This window comes from Pseudomonas sp. 3MA1 (assembly GCF_029237275.1).
Lineage (GTDB): Bacteria > Pseudomonadota > Gammaproteobacteria > Pseudomonadales > Pseudomonadaceae > Aquipseudomonas > Aquipseudomonas fluorescens_AP.
Map to the genome: position 1 here is coordinate 91,571 of NZ_JAACFX010000003.1, position 15,087 is coordinate 106,657.

Here is a 15,087-nt window from a genome sequence, read left to right on the forward strand (position 1 = left end):
GGTTTATTGCGCATTTATCATTCTTCGGCCTCGGCCCCAAAGACTCCAGCTAATTGGACACAACTTCCCTATGGACTCTAGGAAAATCTCAAGGACCAAATCATGTTTAAATAAAACCATGAAAACATGGTCTTTCCGGGGAGAGTTAAGAGAAATCACTCATTCGGCTGGATTCAGCTCAGCCATCCAGACATCCTCGTAACCCTCTCTGTCAATAATGAATTTTGCACCTTCAGGTAGGTAAAGACATTTCACTACCTCCGGAAACTCTTCCATTAAATGCCCGAAGTGAAGCGCTTGGTAAAAACCACTAACAGTGGTGTCGTCGGACACCAGCTTGCATTCATAACTCATTGCAAAAATAAATCCGTCCCAATTATTGGAACCAAGCATGCATTGACTTCATCCGTTGAGAAACCTCAAAAATTCTGCAAGTACTGAGGCCTCTGAACGCTCCAAAGCTTTCCTGATTTCGTCACAACCGCCTTTTGCAGACACCACCTTGCCCTTCAATATTCCCCCTTCAGGAGTACATATATCCAGACTCACAACAAAACTTCCGCCCTCTACTTGCTCACCTTCAAAAACAAGCTCAACTTCCTCGGGAAAAACCGTAACATATACAGAAAACTTGTCACCCGCATAATCGTAATGACCACAGTTTCTACTTAATACACCGTCATGCTCTCTCGACGCCTGTCCATAAACCCTGTCTAAAAAATCCTGAAGAAGATCAACGCATTTTAGTTTTTCAGTCATTACTTCACCCCTTTGCGGCTTATTGATTTCAACACACCGTCAGTCAGGGCGTGATTGGATTCTGCTCCACGGGTATTTGCCCATGCCTTGAATCATCAGGATCGTCAGATGGACGAATAGTCACGTGCCCGCTCTCTTTGTCATTAATTACATCAATACCACAAGAGCAAAGCGCTTCAACATCGAGTTCGACATATTTTCCAGGCCCCATATTGTCCACTGACATATCGGCTGACAAACCCGGAGCGTTACGTCCTTTACGAACATCATCTTTGTTCGGATGAGGTGTCATGCTGCTCGCCGTACTGGATCCACCTCTAAACACACGGCCCGTCGTCAAGGTCTTAGGTTTGAAGTGATTGAGTCCCAAAGGGTCAATCCAGCTCACTGGTTTAGAAGCATATTGATAGAGGTTTATGCCTCCAAAATAACTGATTGGGTCATGCGAAATAAACCGACCGATCTTCGGACCATAGTACCGATACCGATTGTAGTGCAGCCCTGTCTCATGATCGTGATACTGCCCCCACGCCTTGTACTGCGCGGTCCAAGCCATGTTGCCTTGTGAGTCCGTCAGTTCCTGCGGTGTTCCCAGGTGGTCGCACTGGTACCAGGCCAACGCATCAAACGGTAATGCCGTGGCCTGGTGGTTCCATATTGGATCGTCATCAAGGTTGTATTCGCCACTGTAATCCGGCTGCCCCATCAGATTGATCGGCGCATGCCGTACAGCCTGTGCAACAGGGACAAAAGTGCCCGGTTCAAAGACGTAATGCACAATGCCATGAAGCCCCCTATTTCCAAGCCCGGTCAACTGGTCAACCAGTCAACTGGGGTCAACTAACTTTCAAACCCAGCCACTAACAAGATCCCGCGGATTTCCGACCCCGTGTCCTTTGAAAGTCCCCAGGGTCCCCGGCGGTTTTCTGCCTGGTCCGGTCGGTCGAACCGACATCCGACTGCCATGCCCTGCCCCCATCCCGTTGGAAAGACGGACATCCCTGCGAAGGTTTCAGCTAGAGAGAATCCGCGAGTTCGATAACCCGTGCATGGGGCTGCCCTCAGGGAGGACCGGTAAAAATCGGCGCCCTGCCCGGCCTGCCCGACTCATACCTTCGGCTCGGCCCCGCTCAGGTCCAGCCGCTTGGCCACCCAGCGTTCGTACAAGCCGATGGCGACATCAGCGCCGGCCATCGCGGTCATGCACCCAAGGCGCCCGCTGTCCAGATCGACAGACCCGCACCGAACAGCAACATCATCGCTGACACGCCGCAGACAATGCAGGCGCCGGAGCGAAGTGCGAGGCGGCGCAACAACGCCCAGCCTCGCGCCCCGTCCTTGTGTACGCGCCACATCTCGCCAGACACTCCGCCAACCAGGGACAGCGCAATCACCAACCAGATCGGCATCTCTGCCAGTGCCTGTTGCTCGTTCGTCATTGCCCTGCCCCTTAAACAAAAAGACCCGGCGCATTGGCCGGGTCAGGTGGTGGGTGCCCCACAAGCAGGTACTTTTCGGTAGGCAATAAAAAACCCGCTCAAGGCGGGCTTTTTACAGAAGTACATCCAGAAACTTTCTTTACAAGCTGCTGAAAATGGGTTTCAGATAGATGCTGTCACAGACAGCAGCTCGTTGATAGTTAAATCAAGCATCCAACTTAACAGTGCTAATTGCCTCAAGAAAAATGCGAATATTTTCCTGGACAGCTCTATTTATGGACTCTTTGAGTCTGGTCACACCATAGAATGCATAGGTACCAGACACAGTGCCAATATTTGAGACCTCCCTTTCATAAATGACCTTTCCTGTTTTTCTGTTCACGATTTGATAGATGGCACTCGCCTTGGTGGTCATAGACGCACCGCCACCAGGAATATCCAATTCCGTGATCTTCACAAAAACATTCACCTTCCTCGCCGAATCATCATCAAAGACCGCGATTCGGTTGACTCCCTCTCTCAGCGAACTCTCCCACAGCCCAGGAACACCCTCTCCACTTGACGGTATTTCTCCACGCGTTTCCGACGGCCCCGCAAACGAGACAGATATAGACTTTAAGTCCGCATCAATTTTCCGGGTGGAAGGCTCGAGCCCCTGAACGGAAAAATTCAGCGGCGGCGGTGACGCGCAACCTGCCAAAAAAGCTATGGCCAGAGCTCCAATCAAAACTCTCATGCTGATCCCTCATCGTGATTTGGCGAGACTCTAACATCGCATGTGGGAAGTACTAAACCCCCTCCCAGACGAGGTATTGCGCAGATGGAGATGCGATTGGCTGATACGGTTGGAGCCACAGGAACACCGAACCTCCTTCAACACTGAGGACCAAGCGCTTCAACCACTGCCTCTCTGTTCAGCCATTACGGCCAGGGCCTCAGCCTCCATCTGCCGGACGTCACTGAAAATGCTTTGCCTGGAGCCAGCCGGCACGCCACACATTCGGATGACGCTCGGCAGGACGCCGTAGTCCAAACCGGTAGCGCCGCACGCGCCGACCCGCCACTGGGTGCTCATCGCTTCGAAAACGGTGAAGGCCGGCCAGTTGTCTGGCCAGACCTCACAATCGCCCGTGAGATCACCCACCCGAAAGCCAAAGGTCTTCAGTTCTTCAGCCGAAGGCCCTTGCTCGTAGAGTGCGCGCGCGGCGCTTAGGAGTTTCCCAGGCGGGCCTGATTGAACACCTCGGAATATGCAGCCAATACCGCGCTGGGTAGCTGTTCAGCAAGGAAAGACCAAGGCAAAACGCCGCATTGAAATCACTGGCGAACTGAAGATTGTTCTTGATCGAATAATGGCGAGGAAGGACTCCCACCAGTTCCGCTCGACGCGGCTGATCGTTTTGGAAGATGGCACACCATTGACGGTGGCAATGCTACGAAGAAGATTCGACCTTGCTCGAGAGGCGGCCGAGGTTAAAAAGGCTGATTTTCAAATGAGGGATCTGCGCGCAAAAGCAGGCACGGACAAGTTCGAAGCTAGCGGAGATATTCTGCAGGCACGCGACCAGCTTGGGCACACAACTGTCGTCATGACCGAGCACTACATTCGCAATCGGATAGGTAAGAAGGTCTCGCCAACAAAGTAGATTGCGGCAACATTGTAGGATTGCGGCAATTTGCTTTCTGTCTAAGGAGCAATGAAAGAAGCCTAACCCCTTGATATATATGGTGCCCGAAGCCGGAATCGAACCGGCACGCCCTTACGAGCGGGGGATTTTAAGTCCCATGCGTCTACCAGTTTCGCCATTCGGGCGGTAGCGCGATCACGCGGCACTGGAGCTGTATATAGGCATCAGCCCGTCCAGTGCTTGAAGCAGGGAGAGGAATATATACATCCAGCCCAGGTGAAGCAAGAACGGAGTCTGCAAAAAAACCGCTTCTGCGCTCACTAAAACCCAGTGAAAAAGCACGCTAAATCAGGGATCTACAGCATCCGTTCATTTGCCGACAAGAAGACCACCATGCATCTCGGCACCTGCGTCGGCGGCGGCAAGACTAACATGGCATCCACGGCTAACCAAATGATTTTTAACGACTTATTATCAAGCGACAGCGCATTTGAAGCGGGCGTCGGGCAGCGCGGATGAGCGCACCGGGCGTGGCAGGGCAATCAAGGGTCAGGCCTGGGCCGAAAAACTCAGCGATAACTTGAGCTTGAGCGCTTCGTCCTTGATTGCGGTCTGTTCGCGCTCCAACTGGGTGGAAAATGCTTGCGTTACCACTGGCGTATCGCGGACTTCAGCGCCCTTGACCTGCGCAACGCCGCGATTGCGCTCCAACACTTTGGACAGTTGGGCGTAGGTGTAATTGCCAGGGCGCGTATTGCCTATGTTCATGAAGGTCATCCTTGATATCGAATCAATCCGCTAATGCCTGCGATGACCAGCAACCTAGGAAAACCCGGGCATGCTGCCTGATGTCGCAAACAAGGGAGAAATGCCGCCGAAAAAAACGCCGATTGCCGATGGAGTTCGCCCAGTACACATGACCTCGCCATCCATGAACCGGTAAAGAGTCATATGATACCGGGCGAACCGCATAACGATATGCGTTCGCAATAACATGTTCAACTGTCAGCAATCACTAGCCGGCATGGTGGGTGAAGCCACCGGCAAAGGCCCTGCGCCCGGCCCGAAGTTCGGTGCGCAACTCGCCGATCAGATTGGAGATATCTCGCACGCTGGTGAGTTCGGCGGTGGAAACCCCCGGCAACAGCAGGTCCACTCGCCCCGTCTCGGCGTCGTAGATCTTGATGGTCAAGACACCATTGGCAGTCAGGCTGCAGGTGCAGGAAAGCGGGAGAAAGCCGGACTCCAGTATGTGACAAAGCTCGCTGGTGGAGAGCATGGCCGTCTCGCCTGTGTGAGATTGGGTGGACTTTTCCCGATCAGGATAGGTCAGCATCTGAGCTTGTGTGTCGAAAAACACACAAAAAACGATAACTGCCTCACAGTTCCTCGATACAGTTGCCACCTGCTGCCGAGCCTTCAATCACCGACGGATTGGCACGAAGATTTTCTGTGTTTACGGCCTTCGATTGTGTAGATTTCAGCCCATGAGCCTGAATCCCTGGCAACTGCGCACCGCGATTATTACCACCTGCATCAGCCAGGTGGGTTAGCGGCTGTCCAAACCGCCACCAACCCGCCACCAACCCGCCTCGAAGGCGGGTTCATCACCGCTCTTCTGAGGCAAGCCACCCCAGGAGACACAATATGACCCCGTCGTCCCCCACCACGCTGCACCTGTTATGCGACAAGATCGCCTCGGGCAAGTCCACCTTGGCCAGTCATCTGGCAAAGGCTGGCGGCAGTGTATTGATCAGCGAGGAGCAGTTCGCGTTGATCTGCCGCTACTTCGTGGCTCCGCAGGCGGATGAAGGACTGCACATCGTCGTTCACCCGGTCGCCTGAAGTTCTACCAACGGGCTCCGCAAGGGGCCCGGCTATCAGCTAAGTAACGAAGATGTGCAGTGCCAAGGGGCGGCGAAGTCAAATTTCAGGCAAAAAAAAGCCCAAGTAGCTGATGGACACTTGGGACTAAAAATGCATAAACCGTGGTAGGTGAACGCGGAGCTATAGTAACGGAACAGTACATCCTGTAACAAGATATTTTGAGAAAAAAACGTAAATATAATCACCTAAGCCATTAAATATCCACACTTTTTTTGAGTCTTTGATTTTTTGAAGGCGCGCTCTTCAAGCGTTTTTCCGAGCGTGAGGTGGCTGCGCGCAAGCCTCATCAGGCTTAAACAAAAGTGCGCTGAAAATTCACAGAATCGCAACAGACAGACGTGCCTGCCCATCATAAATTGCCGGCACCTTTCTCAATGGTGTGCGCTGGTATGAATGAATTTCTCGACGCCCTGCCCCTGGTGCTCTGCCTGACCACCTTTGCCTGGTGCTGCTGGGGCTGAAAGACGCCAATCCCATTGACCACGCCCCCTGCACCGTCCCTCCCCCGCCGCAGCCTTATCGCCCTCACGCCGACTCGCTTTCCTGGCTGACGCTGAACAATGTCTGTCCGAGCGCATGCGCCTGTTCCAGAGCCGGGGCCACCTCGCCACCCTCAGAATCAAAGAGCAATTGCGAACTCAGCACTCGGGCTCCGCAGTAATCAAAGATGCCGTGATCGATCTGGGTCTGCATCGCTTGCCGATAACCATGCCGTTCATAGGTACCGGCATCGGCTCCAGCCACGCCCAACAGGTGCACCTGCAACTGCCCGAGTTTTTTCACCAGCTTGGCGTCCGCTCGAAAGTCGAAGGCCCAGCCATTGGCGAAAACCCGATCGATCCAACCCTTGAGCAACGCCGGCATGGACCACCAGTACACTGGATAGACCAGCACCAGGGCGTCGGCACGCTCGATACGCGCCTGTTCGGCCAGCACATCCGCGGGAGGTGGCGCCTGGGTGCGATGCACCGCGATATCGGCGGCGGCGAAACGCGGGTCAAATCCCTCAGCCCACAGGTCGGCGATCTCGCAGGAGTGTTCGCAAGAGCGCCCCAGCCCCTCGGCAATCTGCCGCGCGAGACTGTGGGTCAGGGATTTGCGGTCGTGATGAGCGACAACGATGAGAGCGTGCATGACGAGTACTCCAAAGGATGGATTGCGCCGGATGAACCGGCATCTATATACTTTTAGTAAGTTACGATTTTTAAGTTACCTTTGGTATATACGCATGTCAAGCCGTCAGAAATCCGCCCCTGCTGCCGTGCCGCGGCGTCGCCTGTCCCGGGAACAGCGCCTGCAACAGTTGATCGCCGTGGCCTGGCAGATTGTCCGCGAGCATGGCACCGAAGCCCTGACCTTGGGCCACCTGGCGGAACAGGCCGAGGTCACCAAGCCGGTGGTCTACGACCATTTCGCCACTCGGGCCGTGCTGCTGGCGACGCTCTATGAGGATTTCGACCAGCGCCAGACCGCGCTGATGGATCGGGCCCTGCAAGCCTGTGAACCAACCCTGGCCGCCCGTTCCGCGGTCATTGCCAGCTCTTATGTGGAGTGCGTGCTGCTGCAGGGCCGGGAAATCCCGGGGGTCATCGCGGCCCTGGCCAGCTCACCGGAGCTTGAGAACATCAAGCGCGACTACCAGCGGCTATTCCTGGAAAAATGCCGCGCCAACCTGGAGCCCTTCGCTGCCGGCGCGGTGCTGACCACGGCCGGCTTACGGGCGATGCTCGGTGCCGCCGAAGCGCTCTCCCACGCGGCGGCTCTGGGGGAAATCAGCCCTGAACAAGCCCAGGAAGAACTGCGCATCACCATCGTCGCCATGGTTGAAAGAGCGCGCAGCCGCGCCGCCACTGCGAACTAAGAGCGTCATCGCCCAGGCAGCAAGGCGTAAACTGCTACCAACCCTGGCCCTCCCGGCGGTCCCACCAAGAGGCCGCCCCCACCACCGAGAACAGCATGTCGCCCCACTCCCCTGCGCCCACGCCCATGACTCCCTCGACGGCAGACGGCCAAACGCCTGCGCCCAGCCTGGACACCCTGGCAGTGGACGCCAACGCCGCCCAGGTGCTCTCGGTATTCGACTTTGACGGCACCCTCACCCGCCATGACAGCTTCGTGCCCTTTCTGCGGTTTGCCTTTGGCAAGCAGCGCTTCAACCGGCAAATACTCAGGCTGGCCTTGCCCAGCCTGGAGTATCTGGCTCGGCGAATGGACCGCGACCAGCTCAAGGCGCAACTGATCCGCACCTTTCTGAGCGGTGTCGAGGCGACATGGGTGCAACAACAGGCCGAAGCCTTCTGCCGGCGGTCCTGGAGCCGGCTGATGCGTCCAAACGGCCTGCAGGCCGTGGCCGACGAGCTGCGCTCCGGCGCGCGGGTGACCCTGTGCTCGGCCTCGCCGGCCCTGGTCCTGCAACCTTTCGCCACGCGCCTGGGCATCCAGTTGATCGGCACCGAACTGGAGGTGGTCGACGGCGTGCTGACCGGACATATCGCAGGTCACAATTGCCGTTGCCAGAACAAGGTACTGCGCCTGGAAAGCGTCTACGGTCCATTGAGCCAGTACCGTGTCCGGGCCTGGGGCGATACCCGGGGCGATCACGAGCTGCTGGCGGCGGCCCAGGACCCTCACTGGCGACACTTCCACCCGAGCTGGCGCCGCGGGCAACCCCCTCGCTGACGCCTCCGGGCGCCCGACCAACGGCCGGTCGCCCGGGCCAGGATTCGCTATACCCAAGAGCAAGCGCCGGAACGCTCGCCAACACGCCGAGCGCCCGCGCGCAGAAGCGGCTCACGCAGACTCAGGACATCAGCCGCCCAACAAGGAGAGGGCCTGCCACGATGAAAGCTCATGCTTATCTGCTGCGTACCCTGGCCGTGCTGCTGGCGGTCATCGTTCCCGCGGTCATCCTCCTGGGGCATACCCGTCCCACCACCTACCCGCCGTTTGCCCCCCACCTCGACTGGCCTCGGCTGAGCGCCTGGGCTTGCAGCCTGCTGGGCCTGGCGGCGCTGTTCGTGCTGGCCGGCCTGCGCATTCGCGGGCGGGTGCTCGGGGTGCTGATCGACGAGCGCAATCGCTACTCGCTGTCACGTCTGCAGATGAGCCTGTGGACCCTGCTGGTGCTGGCCACCTTGTACACGGTGTACATCGCCAACATTGTCCGCGGCGATGCCACCACGGCGCTGACAGTGGACCTGGATTACAACCTGATCGCATTGATGGGGTTCAGCCTGGCCAGTTTTGTCAGCGCGCCCATGGCCCTGAGTCGCAAAGCCGAGCAACCCACCGACAGCCGCGCGCTGGCCAGCACCGGCCAACAGTTGCTCGACAGCCAGAACCTCGCCGCCAGGCCTTCGGCCAATGGCCAGGTGTTGATGAAAGGTGATCCCAAGGACGCGCGACTGGCCGATCTGATTCGCGGTGAGGACGTGACCAACGGCACCATCGTCGACCTGCCGCGCCTGCAGATGCTGTTGATCACCCTGCTGGTGATCCTGGTTTACGGGGCAGCCGTTGGTCATAGCCTGGGGTCGGGCTACTGGGTGCTGCAGGACCTGCCGAAACTGCACACCACGCTGCTGTTGCTGGCCCTGATCAGCCACAGCGGCTACGTGGTCGGCAAACTGATCCCCACGAGCCTGAACCCTGCCGCGAGCGGCCCGATGCCGGCCATTGAGTCCCAGCAGCCTGGGCCAGCTGGCGCGGGGGTGGTGCAGAATCAGCCGGCCCCCGGCGCGCTCAATCCGCCATAGTCGCAAAGCGCTGGCGCATGCTGGCACTGGCGGCGGGCCCTGCCTGCACGGTGCAGTCCTGCAACGGCACCAGGCGCCCGTCGGCCATGTCCGCCATGACCGGCTGCACCGGTCGCCCGCTTTCACGCTCGATCAGTTGCACGCTCTCGCCTTCGGGAGCGAAGTGGCGGTTGCCCCACGCGACGAACGCCAGCAACACCACGCGAAAGTCCTCGCCCTTGGCGGTGGGCACATATTCATGGCGCAAGGGCCGCTCGCTGTAGACACGACGCTCCAGCAACCCGTCCTCCACCAGCGCGTTCAGGCGCCGAGTCAGCATGTTCGGGGCGATCTGCAGGCTGCGGGAGAACTCGTCGAAACGCTTCAAGCCATGCAAGGCGTCGCGCATGATCAAGATGCTCCACCATTCGCCAACCCGCTCCAGGCTCCGGGCAATCGGACATTCGGCTTCGATCAGACTTTTTCGTTGCATGACGGGCTCCTGCAGCGCATCTCGGTTTTTGTGGATCCGAATGTTACTTTCATGATGATAGTATCGTCCACGTTTCGTTGTTTCCCCCAAACAAGCGAAGGAGCAGGACCCGTATGAGTAAACGCATCGTAGTCACCGGCATGGGCGCAATCACTCCACTGGGCTGTGGCGTCGAGCAGGTCTGGCAACGCCTGCTGGCGGGGCAGTCCGGCATCCGTCAACTGCCGGAGGAGTTCATCCAGGGCCTGTCCACCACCATTGGCGGCCAGGTGCCCGACTCGCAACAGGATCCCCAGGCCGGCTTCGATCCGGACCGCCTGCTGGCGCCCAAGGAACAGCGCAAGATGGATCGCTTCATTCTCTTTGCCCTGGCCGCGGCGGAAGAAGCCCTGGCCCAGGCGCGGTGGAAGCCCGACAACGCTGCCGCCCAGGAACGCACCGCCACCATCATTGCTTCGGGAGTCGGAGGCTTCCCGGCCATTGCCGATGCCGTGCGCACCACCGACAGCAAAGGCCCGCGGCGCCTGTCGCCATTCACCATTCCGTCCTTCCTGAGCAATATGGCCGCCGGCCACGTTTCGATTCGCCACGGCCTCAAGGGGCCACTGGGGGCGCCTGTGACTGCCTGCGCAGCCGGGGTCCAGGCCATCGGTGACGCGGCGCGAATGATCCGCGCCGGAGAAATCGACATCGCCGTCTGTGGCGGAGCGGAAGCGGCGATTCACCAAGTCAGCCTGGCTGGCTTCGCCGCCGCACGCGCCTTGTCCAGCGATTACAACGACACACCGCAGCGCGCCTCGCGCCCCTTCGACCAGGCCCGAGACGGGTTTGTCATGGGCGAAGGCGCCGGTCTGCTGGTCATCGAGGAGCTGGAGCATGCCCTGGCCCGGGGCGCGCAACCCATCGCCGAACTGGTGGGCTATGGCACCAGCGCCGATGCCTACCACATGACTGCCGGCCCGGAAGATGGCGACGGCGCCCGGCGTGCCATGCAGCAGGCACTGAGTCAGGCCGGGGTCCAGCCGGCCCAGGTAGAGCATCTGAACGCCCATGCCACTTCCACCCCCGTGGGCGACAAAGGCGAACTGGCGGCGATCAGGAGCGTATTTGGCAGCGGCCGCGGCCCGGCCATCAGCGCGACCAAATCCGCCACCGGCCATTTGCTGGGCGCGGCCGGCGGGATCGAGGCGATCTTTACCATCCTTGCCTTGCGCGACCAGATCGCCCCGGCCACGCTCAACCTGGAGAACCCCGACCACGATGCCGCGGGGCTTGATCTGGTCAGCGGCCAGGCACGCCAGGTGGCCATGCAATACGCCCTGTCCAACGGCTTCGGTTTTGGCGGGGTCAATGCCAGCGTGCTGTTCAAGCGCTGGGAATAGTGCTGCCAGTCGACAGACTCTGTGTCGGGGTTGCAGTCGCCCTGGGCTGCAACCCCGCCTGTCTGGCCCAAGCCGGACATAGGCGCGCCGAGCATCAAAGCGAGCAGCTGTACTGATATTCAAAAGGAAACATCAGCGTATCCACCACGCCGGAAAACGGTGCATCCAGCGCCAGCAATGGCCAGAGCACGCCGTTGTTTTCCTTCGCCAGGGCCCAGTCCATGCGCACACCGATATAGGGGCAGGTGTAGGGGGTGGTTCGGGTCATCAAGGCCGTGCATCCATTCAGCCCCAGGGCCAGGGCCAGCAACAACAGATTTCGCAACACGTAACATCCTTATGACTGTCATCGGCAAACGCCCTGAGCGTTGCCTGACCGAGGCGCCAGCGCACCATTTCAAGCCTTGTCATCGCAATGGATATGCAGGCTGTGCGCAGGGTGGCGATGGATCCGGGAGCAGCATCGTCTCAAGGCTTGCTTGAGCACGCGCCTGACGCTGGAGATCACCCTTTGTCAGTCTGCAGCGCACAGAACAAAGCGGGTGGTGACGCGGGCCCGAATGGTACACAGCGCGGCCTCCGAGTGCAGGAAATTCAGCGTACAAAAGCCCGTTCGCCAACGGGCTACCCCAGTGACAGCCCAGCAGCGCTTTAGTTAAACTAGTAGTGGCTCATAGCCATTATCTTTGATCACAGTGACTGCAGGGGTTGTATGTACGATTTAACGAATCTGGTCGTTGTCGATAGCCCGTTTGGCTTGAATGTCCTGCAAGTCACCGCGGACCTGGTGGCCGGCGCGCTGGAGGAGCTGCTGCAAAATTGCGCAAGCGGCGCGAGCATCACTCAGAAACTCGACTACTCCATTCTGAGCCTCTATCAAGACAAGCTCGAAGCGGCCATTCGTGACACGAGTCTGCCGGCGCTGCCCATGCCCAGTGCCACCGATAGTCTTTGCTGATTCGTCACAAGCCGTGGATGGCCGCTCTGGCCATCCTCTCGGCGCCACAACGCAACGCTGGGAGAGCCCCGGCACCCTGTCGGGACACCCCCCGCCCTTCAGCCGAATGCCATCATCAGGTACCAGATGACAAAGCCTGCTGACACCACGCTATGGAGAATCAACAGGTCGCGCATTCCAGTTGTCCTGCCGCTGACCATCCAGTAGGCGAAGACCAGCGGGTAGCACAGCAGGCAGGTGATCCCCAGCGCCATGATCGCCAGGACTTTGCCAAGGCTCGGGAAGAACCCTGCGGGGCTCGCCAGGCAGCCCACGAAGGCGATGCCGCCCAGCGTCACGATGATGATCAAGAAGGCAACGATTACGCGCTGTACGTCGGTTCGGTTGTCCATGGTGCTGTGCTTTCAGTTCTTTTCTTTGGCCGGGATGAGCTTGACGCCACAGGATCGGCCCGACGGGCCATAAATGGCCCGAAACGCCGTTCCTGATGCAAGGAAAAACACCTCGGGAAGGGTCAGGATATTCCCGCGTAGGCGGCCCATTTCGTCATGTCTTGAAGGGATATGTTCCCACCACAGACCACCAGACCAATGACCGCGTCCTCCGGCAGCTTCGGCGCGGTGGCCAGCACGGCCGGGACCAGCGCTCCGCACGCCAGCTCAACCCATTGCCTGGCGTCCTGGGCGAAGCACAGCATGCCCTTGATCGCGTCATGGTCAGAAACCACAACCATGTCTTCCAGATAGTGGCGAGCGTGGGCAAACATCAACTCATCGATGATGGGAACGCCCAGGGTCGAGACGACCGAACTGATCTCCACGTCCACCGGCTTGCCTGCCTGCAATGCCTGGTGCATGGAGCTGGCGCCGGCGGTCTCGACACCCCAGACACGGATCCCGGGCTTGATCGCCTTCAACGCCGTGGCCACTCCCGCCAGCATCGCCCCGCCGCCCACCGCGAGGAATACGTCGGTCAGGGACGGGCAATCGGCAATGAACTCAAGCGCCAGGGTTCCATGTCCCTCGGCGATCAGGGTGTCGGCACAATCGTCGATAACCACATAGCCTTCTTCCTCAAGCGCTTTGGCCCGGGCAAATGCGCCATGAACGTCCTTTTCGATGATCACCGAACTGCCACTGGCGCGAATTCGCTCGACCGATGATGACGGCGCGCTCTCGGGCATGATGACCGTGACCCTGGCGCCAAAGCTCTTGGCCGCTTCGCCGATGGCAATCCCGAAATTTCCGCCGCTGACGGCCACGAAATGACTGTTGCCAAGGTTCTCGGCACACGCGGAAAACTTGTTGAGCACGCCACGGGCCTTGAACGAGCCCCCGACCTGCATGTTTTCTAGCTTGAGAAAGACCGGCCGCTGGGCCTTGTCACTGAGCACTGAACTGTTGACCGTCGGCGTGCGAGTTACCGATCCATCTATCCGTTGCGCCGCCGCAACGATGGATTTGAAATCAATTAACTGAGTCATCTGGGGCCACTTTCCTTGGGTTGAGATGCACAGGACTTCCAACGCCCGCGCCTGGCCAGCTAGGTTGCAGACTGTCGCCGGCCCTGGTGAAAACTACAGGACAACCCTGGCTGCGCGCCAGACCTTGAGCGGCTTCGGCCGCTCGGTCAGCAACGAACCATCGCTCATTCGCGACGTTTGCAAAGGCCCCATGCCCAGGTGGTAGGCTGGCCGCCCTCCACCACCCGGAACCTTTTCCAGTGACGCCCATCATCTGCGCCAATGAGTTCGATATCTGTGTCTCGATGCCCGACTTCGTCACCTGGGCCGAAGACCGGCACCTGCCCAACGCCGACCTGGCAGCAGCATTGAGTACCCTGGGCATCGCCCTCGACATTAGCCAGCTATACACCCGCTACTTCGATGACACCCCAGTCGGTATGGGTGATGTGCATGTCTATCCGAGTACTGGGAGTCAGAGCCTGCTGGTCATCGACCTGTACCGAGATCCCACCGACCAACTGGATATCGTCAGCGTCTCGTTGAAGATAGAGCCTGCGCTGCTACCTCTGGCCCTGCCATTGCTGCGCGGTTTTTTCGACGCTGCCGAATGCCAGGTCGCCTTCAGGCAGTCCAGTCACTCGCAGCAGTTGCGCTCGCTGATCGATGAAAGCCGATACCCGGCCCCGAGCGATGAAAGTGGATACCACCAGCAATTGATTGCCCACCTGTGAAGCCCTTGCCGCAGACGCCGCGGCACTGGCCGCGTCTGCCAGACGGGCAAGCAGACCCGAGCTGAGCCGGGCCTGCCATAGCCACTATCTCAAGGGCATTCGCAGGTCGATGGCCCAAATACCGGACCGCTGCACGGATCCTTGGATGGGCCGAACACCGGGCACGAGGCCTGGGCAGTCAGGGAGAACCCCCACAGCAGCAATACCGCCAACAGCACTTTCTTCATTTGCGACCTCCTGGTCAGTCTTCCAATAGTCCACGTGCCCTGGCGAGGGCACGGACAGTCATCAAGGGCACTCGCAGACCGTCGGGCCGAGCACCGGACCGGCACAGGGATCTTCCCCGGGCCCGAGCACTGCGCAGTCCGCCTGCGCTGTCAGCGAGAACATCCACAGCAGCAATGAAGCCGCCAGCATTTTTCTTTTCAACCTGACCTCCTTGGTCCAGACAATGATCAAGATCCGCGCTTTCCCCTTGTCGTCGGGGGCGGATACACGCCCATGGCCGGGCTTGCTGCAAGCTCCGCCAGCACTCCCGTCGCCGGGCCCGAAACAGCAAAGACCAAAGTTTGCGATTGCGCCAGTGCGGCACGCTGTCACGACATCATCAC

20 protein-coding genes, 1 tRNA gene and 4 pseudogenes are annotated in these 15,087 nt (G+C 59.0%); 9 read left to right on the forward strand and 16 right to left on the reverse strand.

The window, feature by feature from the left end:
- Nucleotides 1–159 precede the first annotated feature (159 nt).
- The 6 genes and pseudogenes from GWQ44_RS09375 to GWQ44_RS09400 all read right to left on the reverse strand — a co-directional run bounded on the left by GWQ44_RS09375 (nt 160) and on the right by GWQ44_RS09400 (nt 3,342).
- Entirely contained in the window at nt 160–393 is a 234-nt protein-coding gene (locus GWQ44_RS09375; protein ID WP_275927474.1) for a hypothetical protein, read from the reverse strand.
- Nucleotides 394–402: 9 nt separating this feature from the next.
- Complete coding sequence (locus tag GWQ44_RS09380) at nt 403–759, reverse strand: hypothetical protein (protein WP_275927123.1); 357 nt, start codon at nt 757–759, stop codon at nt 403–405.
- A 361-nt stretch (nt 760–1,120) separates the two neighbouring features.
- Nucleotides 1,121–1,537 (reverse strand): annotated as a pseudogene (locus GWQ44_RS09385) (RHS repeat-associated core domain-containing protein); the annotation flags it as partial.
- Between the two features lie 329 nt (nt 1,538–1,866).
- Nucleotides 1,867–2,198 (reverse strand): annotated as a pseudogene (locus GWQ44_RS09390) (phage holin family protein).
- Between the two features lie 205 nt (nt 2,199–2,403).
- Nucleotides 2,404–2,934: a UDP-N-acetylglucosamine acyltransferase gene (locus GWQ44_RS09395; protein WP_181957013.1), complete on the reverse strand. Its 531-nt coding sequence runs from the start codon at nt 2,932–2,934 to the stop codon at nt 2,404–2,406.
- Nucleotides 2,935–3,093: 159 nt separating this feature from the next.
- Nucleotides 3,094–3,342 (reverse strand): DUF1799 domain-containing protein, encoded by a 249-nt coding sequence (locus GWQ44_RS09400; RefSeq protein ID WP_275927124.1) that lies wholly within the window; start codon nt 3,340–3,342, stop codon nt 3,094–3,096.
- A gap of 133 nt (nt 3,343–3,475) precedes the next feature.
- On the opposite strand from GWQ44_RS09400, the pseudogene GWQ44_RS09405 reads away from it, so the two are divergent.
- Nucleotides 3,476–3,844, forward strand: a pseudogene (locus tag GWQ44_RS09405) (tyrosine-type recombinase/integrase); the annotation flags it as partial.
- Nucleotides 3,845–3,924: 80 nt separating this feature from the next.
- Here GWQ44_RS09405 and GWQ44_RS09410 read toward each other — a convergent pair.
- Nucleotides 3,925–4,011: transfer RNA gene (locus GWQ44_RS09410), tRNA-Leu, on the reverse strand.
- A 145-nt stretch (nt 4,012–4,156) separates the two neighbouring features.
- Between GWQ44_RS09410 and GWQ44_RS09415 the strand changes: the two genes are divergently transcribed.
- Nucleotides 4,157–4,345: a hypothetical protein gene (locus GWQ44_RS09415; protein WP_128573243.1), complete on the forward strand. Its 189-nt coding sequence runs from the start codon at nt 4,157–4,159 to the stop codon at nt 4,343–4,345.
- 30 nt (nt 4,346–4,375) lie between these two features.
- Here the strand turns inward: GWQ44_RS09415 and GWQ44_RS09420 are convergent, their stop codons facing one another.
- Together GWQ44_RS09420 and GWQ44_RS09425 are read right to left on the reverse strand one after the other, a co-directional pair.
- Nucleotides 4,376–4,594: a hypothetical protein gene (locus tag GWQ44_RS09420; RefSeq protein ID WP_016966865.1), complete on the reverse strand. Its 219-nt coding sequence runs from the start codon at nt 4,592–4,594 to the stop codon at nt 4,376–4,378.
- 247 nt (nt 4,595–4,841) lie between these two features.
- A complete protein-coding gene (locus GWQ44_RS09425; RefSeq protein WP_016966866.1) occupies nt 4,842–5,105 on the reverse strand; it encodes a DUF1652 domain-containing protein in 264 nt (87 codons plus the stop codon).
- Between the two features lie 368 nt (nt 5,106–5,473).
- Here GWQ44_RS09425 and GWQ44_RS09430 point away from each other — a divergent pair.
- A pseudogene (locus tag GWQ44_RS09430) lies at nt 5,474–5,596 on the forward strand (ATP-binding protein); the annotation flags it as partial.
- A gap of 642 nt (nt 5,597–6,238) precedes the next feature.
- Here GWQ44_RS09430 and GWQ44_RS09435 read toward each other — a convergent pair.
- A complete protein-coding gene (locus tag GWQ44_RS09435) occupies nt 6,239–6,847 on the reverse strand; it encodes an NAD(P)H-dependent oxidoreductase (protein ID WP_016966868.1) in 609 nt (202 codons plus the stop codon).
- A gap of 94 nt (nt 6,848–6,941) precedes the next feature.
- Here GWQ44_RS09435 and GWQ44_RS09440 point away from each other — a divergent pair, with 94 nt between their 5' ends.
- The 3 genes from GWQ44_RS09440 to GWQ44_RS09450 all read left to right on the forward strand — a co-directional run bounded on the left by GWQ44_RS09440 (nt 6,942) and on the right by GWQ44_RS09450 (nt 9,468).
- Complete coding sequence (locus tag GWQ44_RS09440) at nt 6,942–7,574, forward strand: TetR/AcrR family transcriptional regulator (protein ID WP_042941816.1); 633 nt, start codon at nt 6,942–6,944, stop codon at nt 7,572–7,574.
- Nucleotides 7,575–7,699: 125 nt separating this feature from the next.
- Nucleotides 7,700–8,392 (forward strand): HAD family hydrolase, encoded by a 693-nt coding sequence (locus GWQ44_RS09445; protein WP_047304857.1) that lies wholly within the window; start codon nt 7,700–7,702, stop codon nt 8,390–8,392.
- Between the two features lie 161 nt (nt 8,393–8,553).
- A complete protein-coding gene (locus GWQ44_RS09450) occupies nt 8,554–9,468 on the forward strand; it encodes a hypothetical protein (RefSeq protein ID WP_275927126.1) in 915 nt (304 codons plus the stop codon).
- Here GWQ44_RS09450 and GWQ44_RS09455 read toward each other — a convergent pair.
- A complete protein-coding gene (locus GWQ44_RS09455; protein WP_016966872.1) occupies nt 9,455–9,940 on the reverse strand; it encodes a helix-turn-helix domain-containing protein in 486 nt (161 codons plus the stop codon). The two genes, GWQ44_RS09450 and GWQ44_RS09455, sit on opposite strands and share 14 nt — an antisense overlap.
- Before the next feature lie 113 nt (nt 9,941–10,053).
- Here GWQ44_RS09455 and fabF point away from each other — a divergent pair, with 113 nt between their 5' ends.
- Nucleotides 10,054–11,322: a beta-ketoacyl-ACP synthase II gene (fabF, locus tag GWQ44_RS09460; protein ID WP_275927127.1), complete on the forward strand. Its 1,269-nt coding sequence runs from the start codon at nt 10,054–10,056 to the stop codon at nt 11,320–11,322.
- 94 nt (nt 11,323–11,416) lie between these two features.
- On the opposite strand, the gene GWQ44_RS09465 is transcribed toward fabF, so the two are convergent.
- On the reverse strand, nt 11,417–11,650 hold the full coding sequence (locus tag GWQ44_RS09465) for a YceK/YidQ family lipoprotein (protein ID WP_016966873.1): 234 nt from the start codon (nt 11,648–11,650) through the stop codon (nt 11,417–11,419).
- Between the two features lie 384 nt (nt 11,651–12,034).
- Between GWQ44_RS09465 and GWQ44_RS09470 the strand changes: the two genes are divergently transcribed.
- Nucleotides 12,035–12,280 carry a hypothetical protein gene (locus tag GWQ44_RS09470; RefSeq protein ID WP_016966874.1) on the forward strand — a complete coding sequence of 82 codons (246 nt, stop codon included), beginning with the start codon at nt 12,035–12,037 and terminating at the stop codon, nt 12,278–12,280.
- A 98-nt stretch (nt 12,281–12,378) separates the two neighbouring features.
- Here GWQ44_RS09470 and GWQ44_RS09475 read toward each other — a convergent pair whose 3' ends face one another.
- Nucleotides 12,379–12,672, reverse strand: coding sequence for a hypothetical protein (locus tag GWQ44_RS09475; protein ID WP_275927128.1), 294 nt, complete (start codon nt 12,670–12,672; stop codon nt 12,379–12,381).
- Nucleotides 12,673–12,794: 122 nt separating this feature from the next.
- Nucleotides 12,795–13,763 carry a pyridoxal-phosphate dependent enzyme gene (locus GWQ44_RS09480; protein WP_103741523.1) on the reverse strand — a complete coding sequence of 323 codons (969 nt, stop codon included), beginning with the start codon at nt 13,761–13,763 and terminating at the stop codon, nt 12,795–12,797.
- 239 nt (nt 13,764–14,002) lie between these two features.
- Between GWQ44_RS09480 and GWQ44_RS09485 the strand changes: the two genes are divergently transcribed.
- Nucleotides 14,003–14,476: a hypothetical protein gene (locus tag GWQ44_RS09485; protein WP_275927129.1), complete on the forward strand. Its 474-nt coding sequence runs from the start codon at nt 14,003–14,005 to the stop codon at nt 14,474–14,476.
- A gap of 89 nt (nt 14,477–14,565) precedes the next feature.
- Here GWQ44_RS09485 and GWQ44_RS09490 read toward each other — a convergent pair whose 3' ends face one another.
- Both GWQ44_RS09490 and GWQ44_RS09495 read right to left on the reverse strand, forming a co-directional pair.
- Nucleotides 14,566–14,703 carry a hypothetical protein gene (locus GWQ44_RS09490; RefSeq protein ID WP_016966878.1) on the reverse strand — a complete coding sequence of 46 codons (138 nt, stop codon included), beginning with the start codon at nt 14,701–14,703 and terminating at the stop codon, nt 14,566–14,568.
- Between the two features lie 61 nt (nt 14,704–14,764).
- Nucleotides 14,765–14,905, reverse strand: coding sequence for a hypothetical protein (locus GWQ44_RS09495; RefSeq protein WP_003083582.1), 141 nt, complete (start codon nt 14,903–14,905; stop codon nt 14,765–14,767).
- Between the last annotated feature and the right edge of the window lie 182 nt (nt 14,906–15,087).

What these genes read in the sequence shown, in the direction of transcription:
- GWQ44_RS09375 (WP_275927474.1), bottom strand. Translation starts at nt 393, where the DNA reads ATGCTTGGTTCCAATAATTGGGACGGATTTATTTTTGCAATGAGTTAT.
- GWQ44_RS09380 (WP_275927123.1), bottom strand. Translation starts at nt 759, where the DNA reads ATGACTGAAAAACTAAAATGCGTTGATCTTCTTCAGGATTTTTTAGAC.
- GWQ44_RS09395 (WP_181957013.1), bottom strand. Translation starts at nt 2,934, where the DNA reads ATGAGAGTTTTGATTGGAGCTCTGGCCATAGCTTTTTTGGCAGGTTGC.
- GWQ44_RS09420 (WP_016966865.1), bottom strand. Translation starts at nt 4,594, where the DNA reads ATGAACATAGGCAATACGCGCCCTGGCAATTACACCTACGCCCAACTG.
- GWQ44_RS09425 (WP_016966866.1), bottom strand. Translation starts at nt 5,105, where the DNA reads ATGCTCTCCACCAGCGAGCTTTGTCACATACTGGAGTCCGGCTTTCTC.
- GWQ44_RS09435 (WP_016966868.1), bottom strand. Translation starts at nt 6,847, where the DNA reads ATGCACGCTCTCATCGTTGTCGCTCATCACGACCGCAAATCCCTGACC.
- GWQ44_RS09440 (WP_042941816.1), top strand. Translation starts at nt 6,942, where the DNA reads ATGTCAAGCCGTCAGAAATCCGCCCCTGCTGCCGTGCCGCGGCGTCGC.
- GWQ44_RS09445 (WP_047304857.1), top strand. Translation starts at nt 7,700, where the DNA reads ATGACTCCCTCGACGGCAGACGGCCAAACGCCTGCGCCCAGCCTGGAC.
- GWQ44_RS09450 (WP_275927126.1), top strand. Translation starts at nt 8,554, where the DNA reads ATGAAAGCTCATGCTTATCTGCTGCGTACCCTGGCCGTGCTGCTGGCG.
- GWQ44_RS09455 (WP_016966872.1), bottom strand. Translation starts at nt 9,940, where the DNA reads ATGCAACGAAAAAGTCTGATCGAAGCCGAATGTCCGATTGCCCGGAGC.
- fabF (WP_275927127.1), top strand. Translation starts at nt 10,054, where the DNA reads ATGAGTAAACGCATCGTAGTCACCGGCATGGGCGCAATCACTCCACTG.
- GWQ44_RS09470 (WP_016966874.1), top strand. Translation starts at nt 12,035, where the DNA reads ATGTACGATTTAACGAATCTGGTCGTTGTCGATAGCCCGTTTGGCTTG.
- GWQ44_RS09475 (WP_275927128.1), bottom strand. Translation starts at nt 12,672, where the DNA reads ATGGACAACCGAACCGACGTACAGCGCGTAATCGTTGCCTTCTTGATC.
- GWQ44_RS09480 (WP_103741523.1), bottom strand. Translation starts at nt 13,763, where the DNA reads ATGACTCAGTTAATTGATTTCAAATCCATCGTTGCGGCGGCGCAACGG.
- GWQ44_RS09490 (WP_016966878.1), bottom strand. Translation starts at nt 14,703, where the DNA reads ATGAAGAAAGTGCTGTTGGCGGTATTGCTGCTGTGGGGGTTCTCCCTG.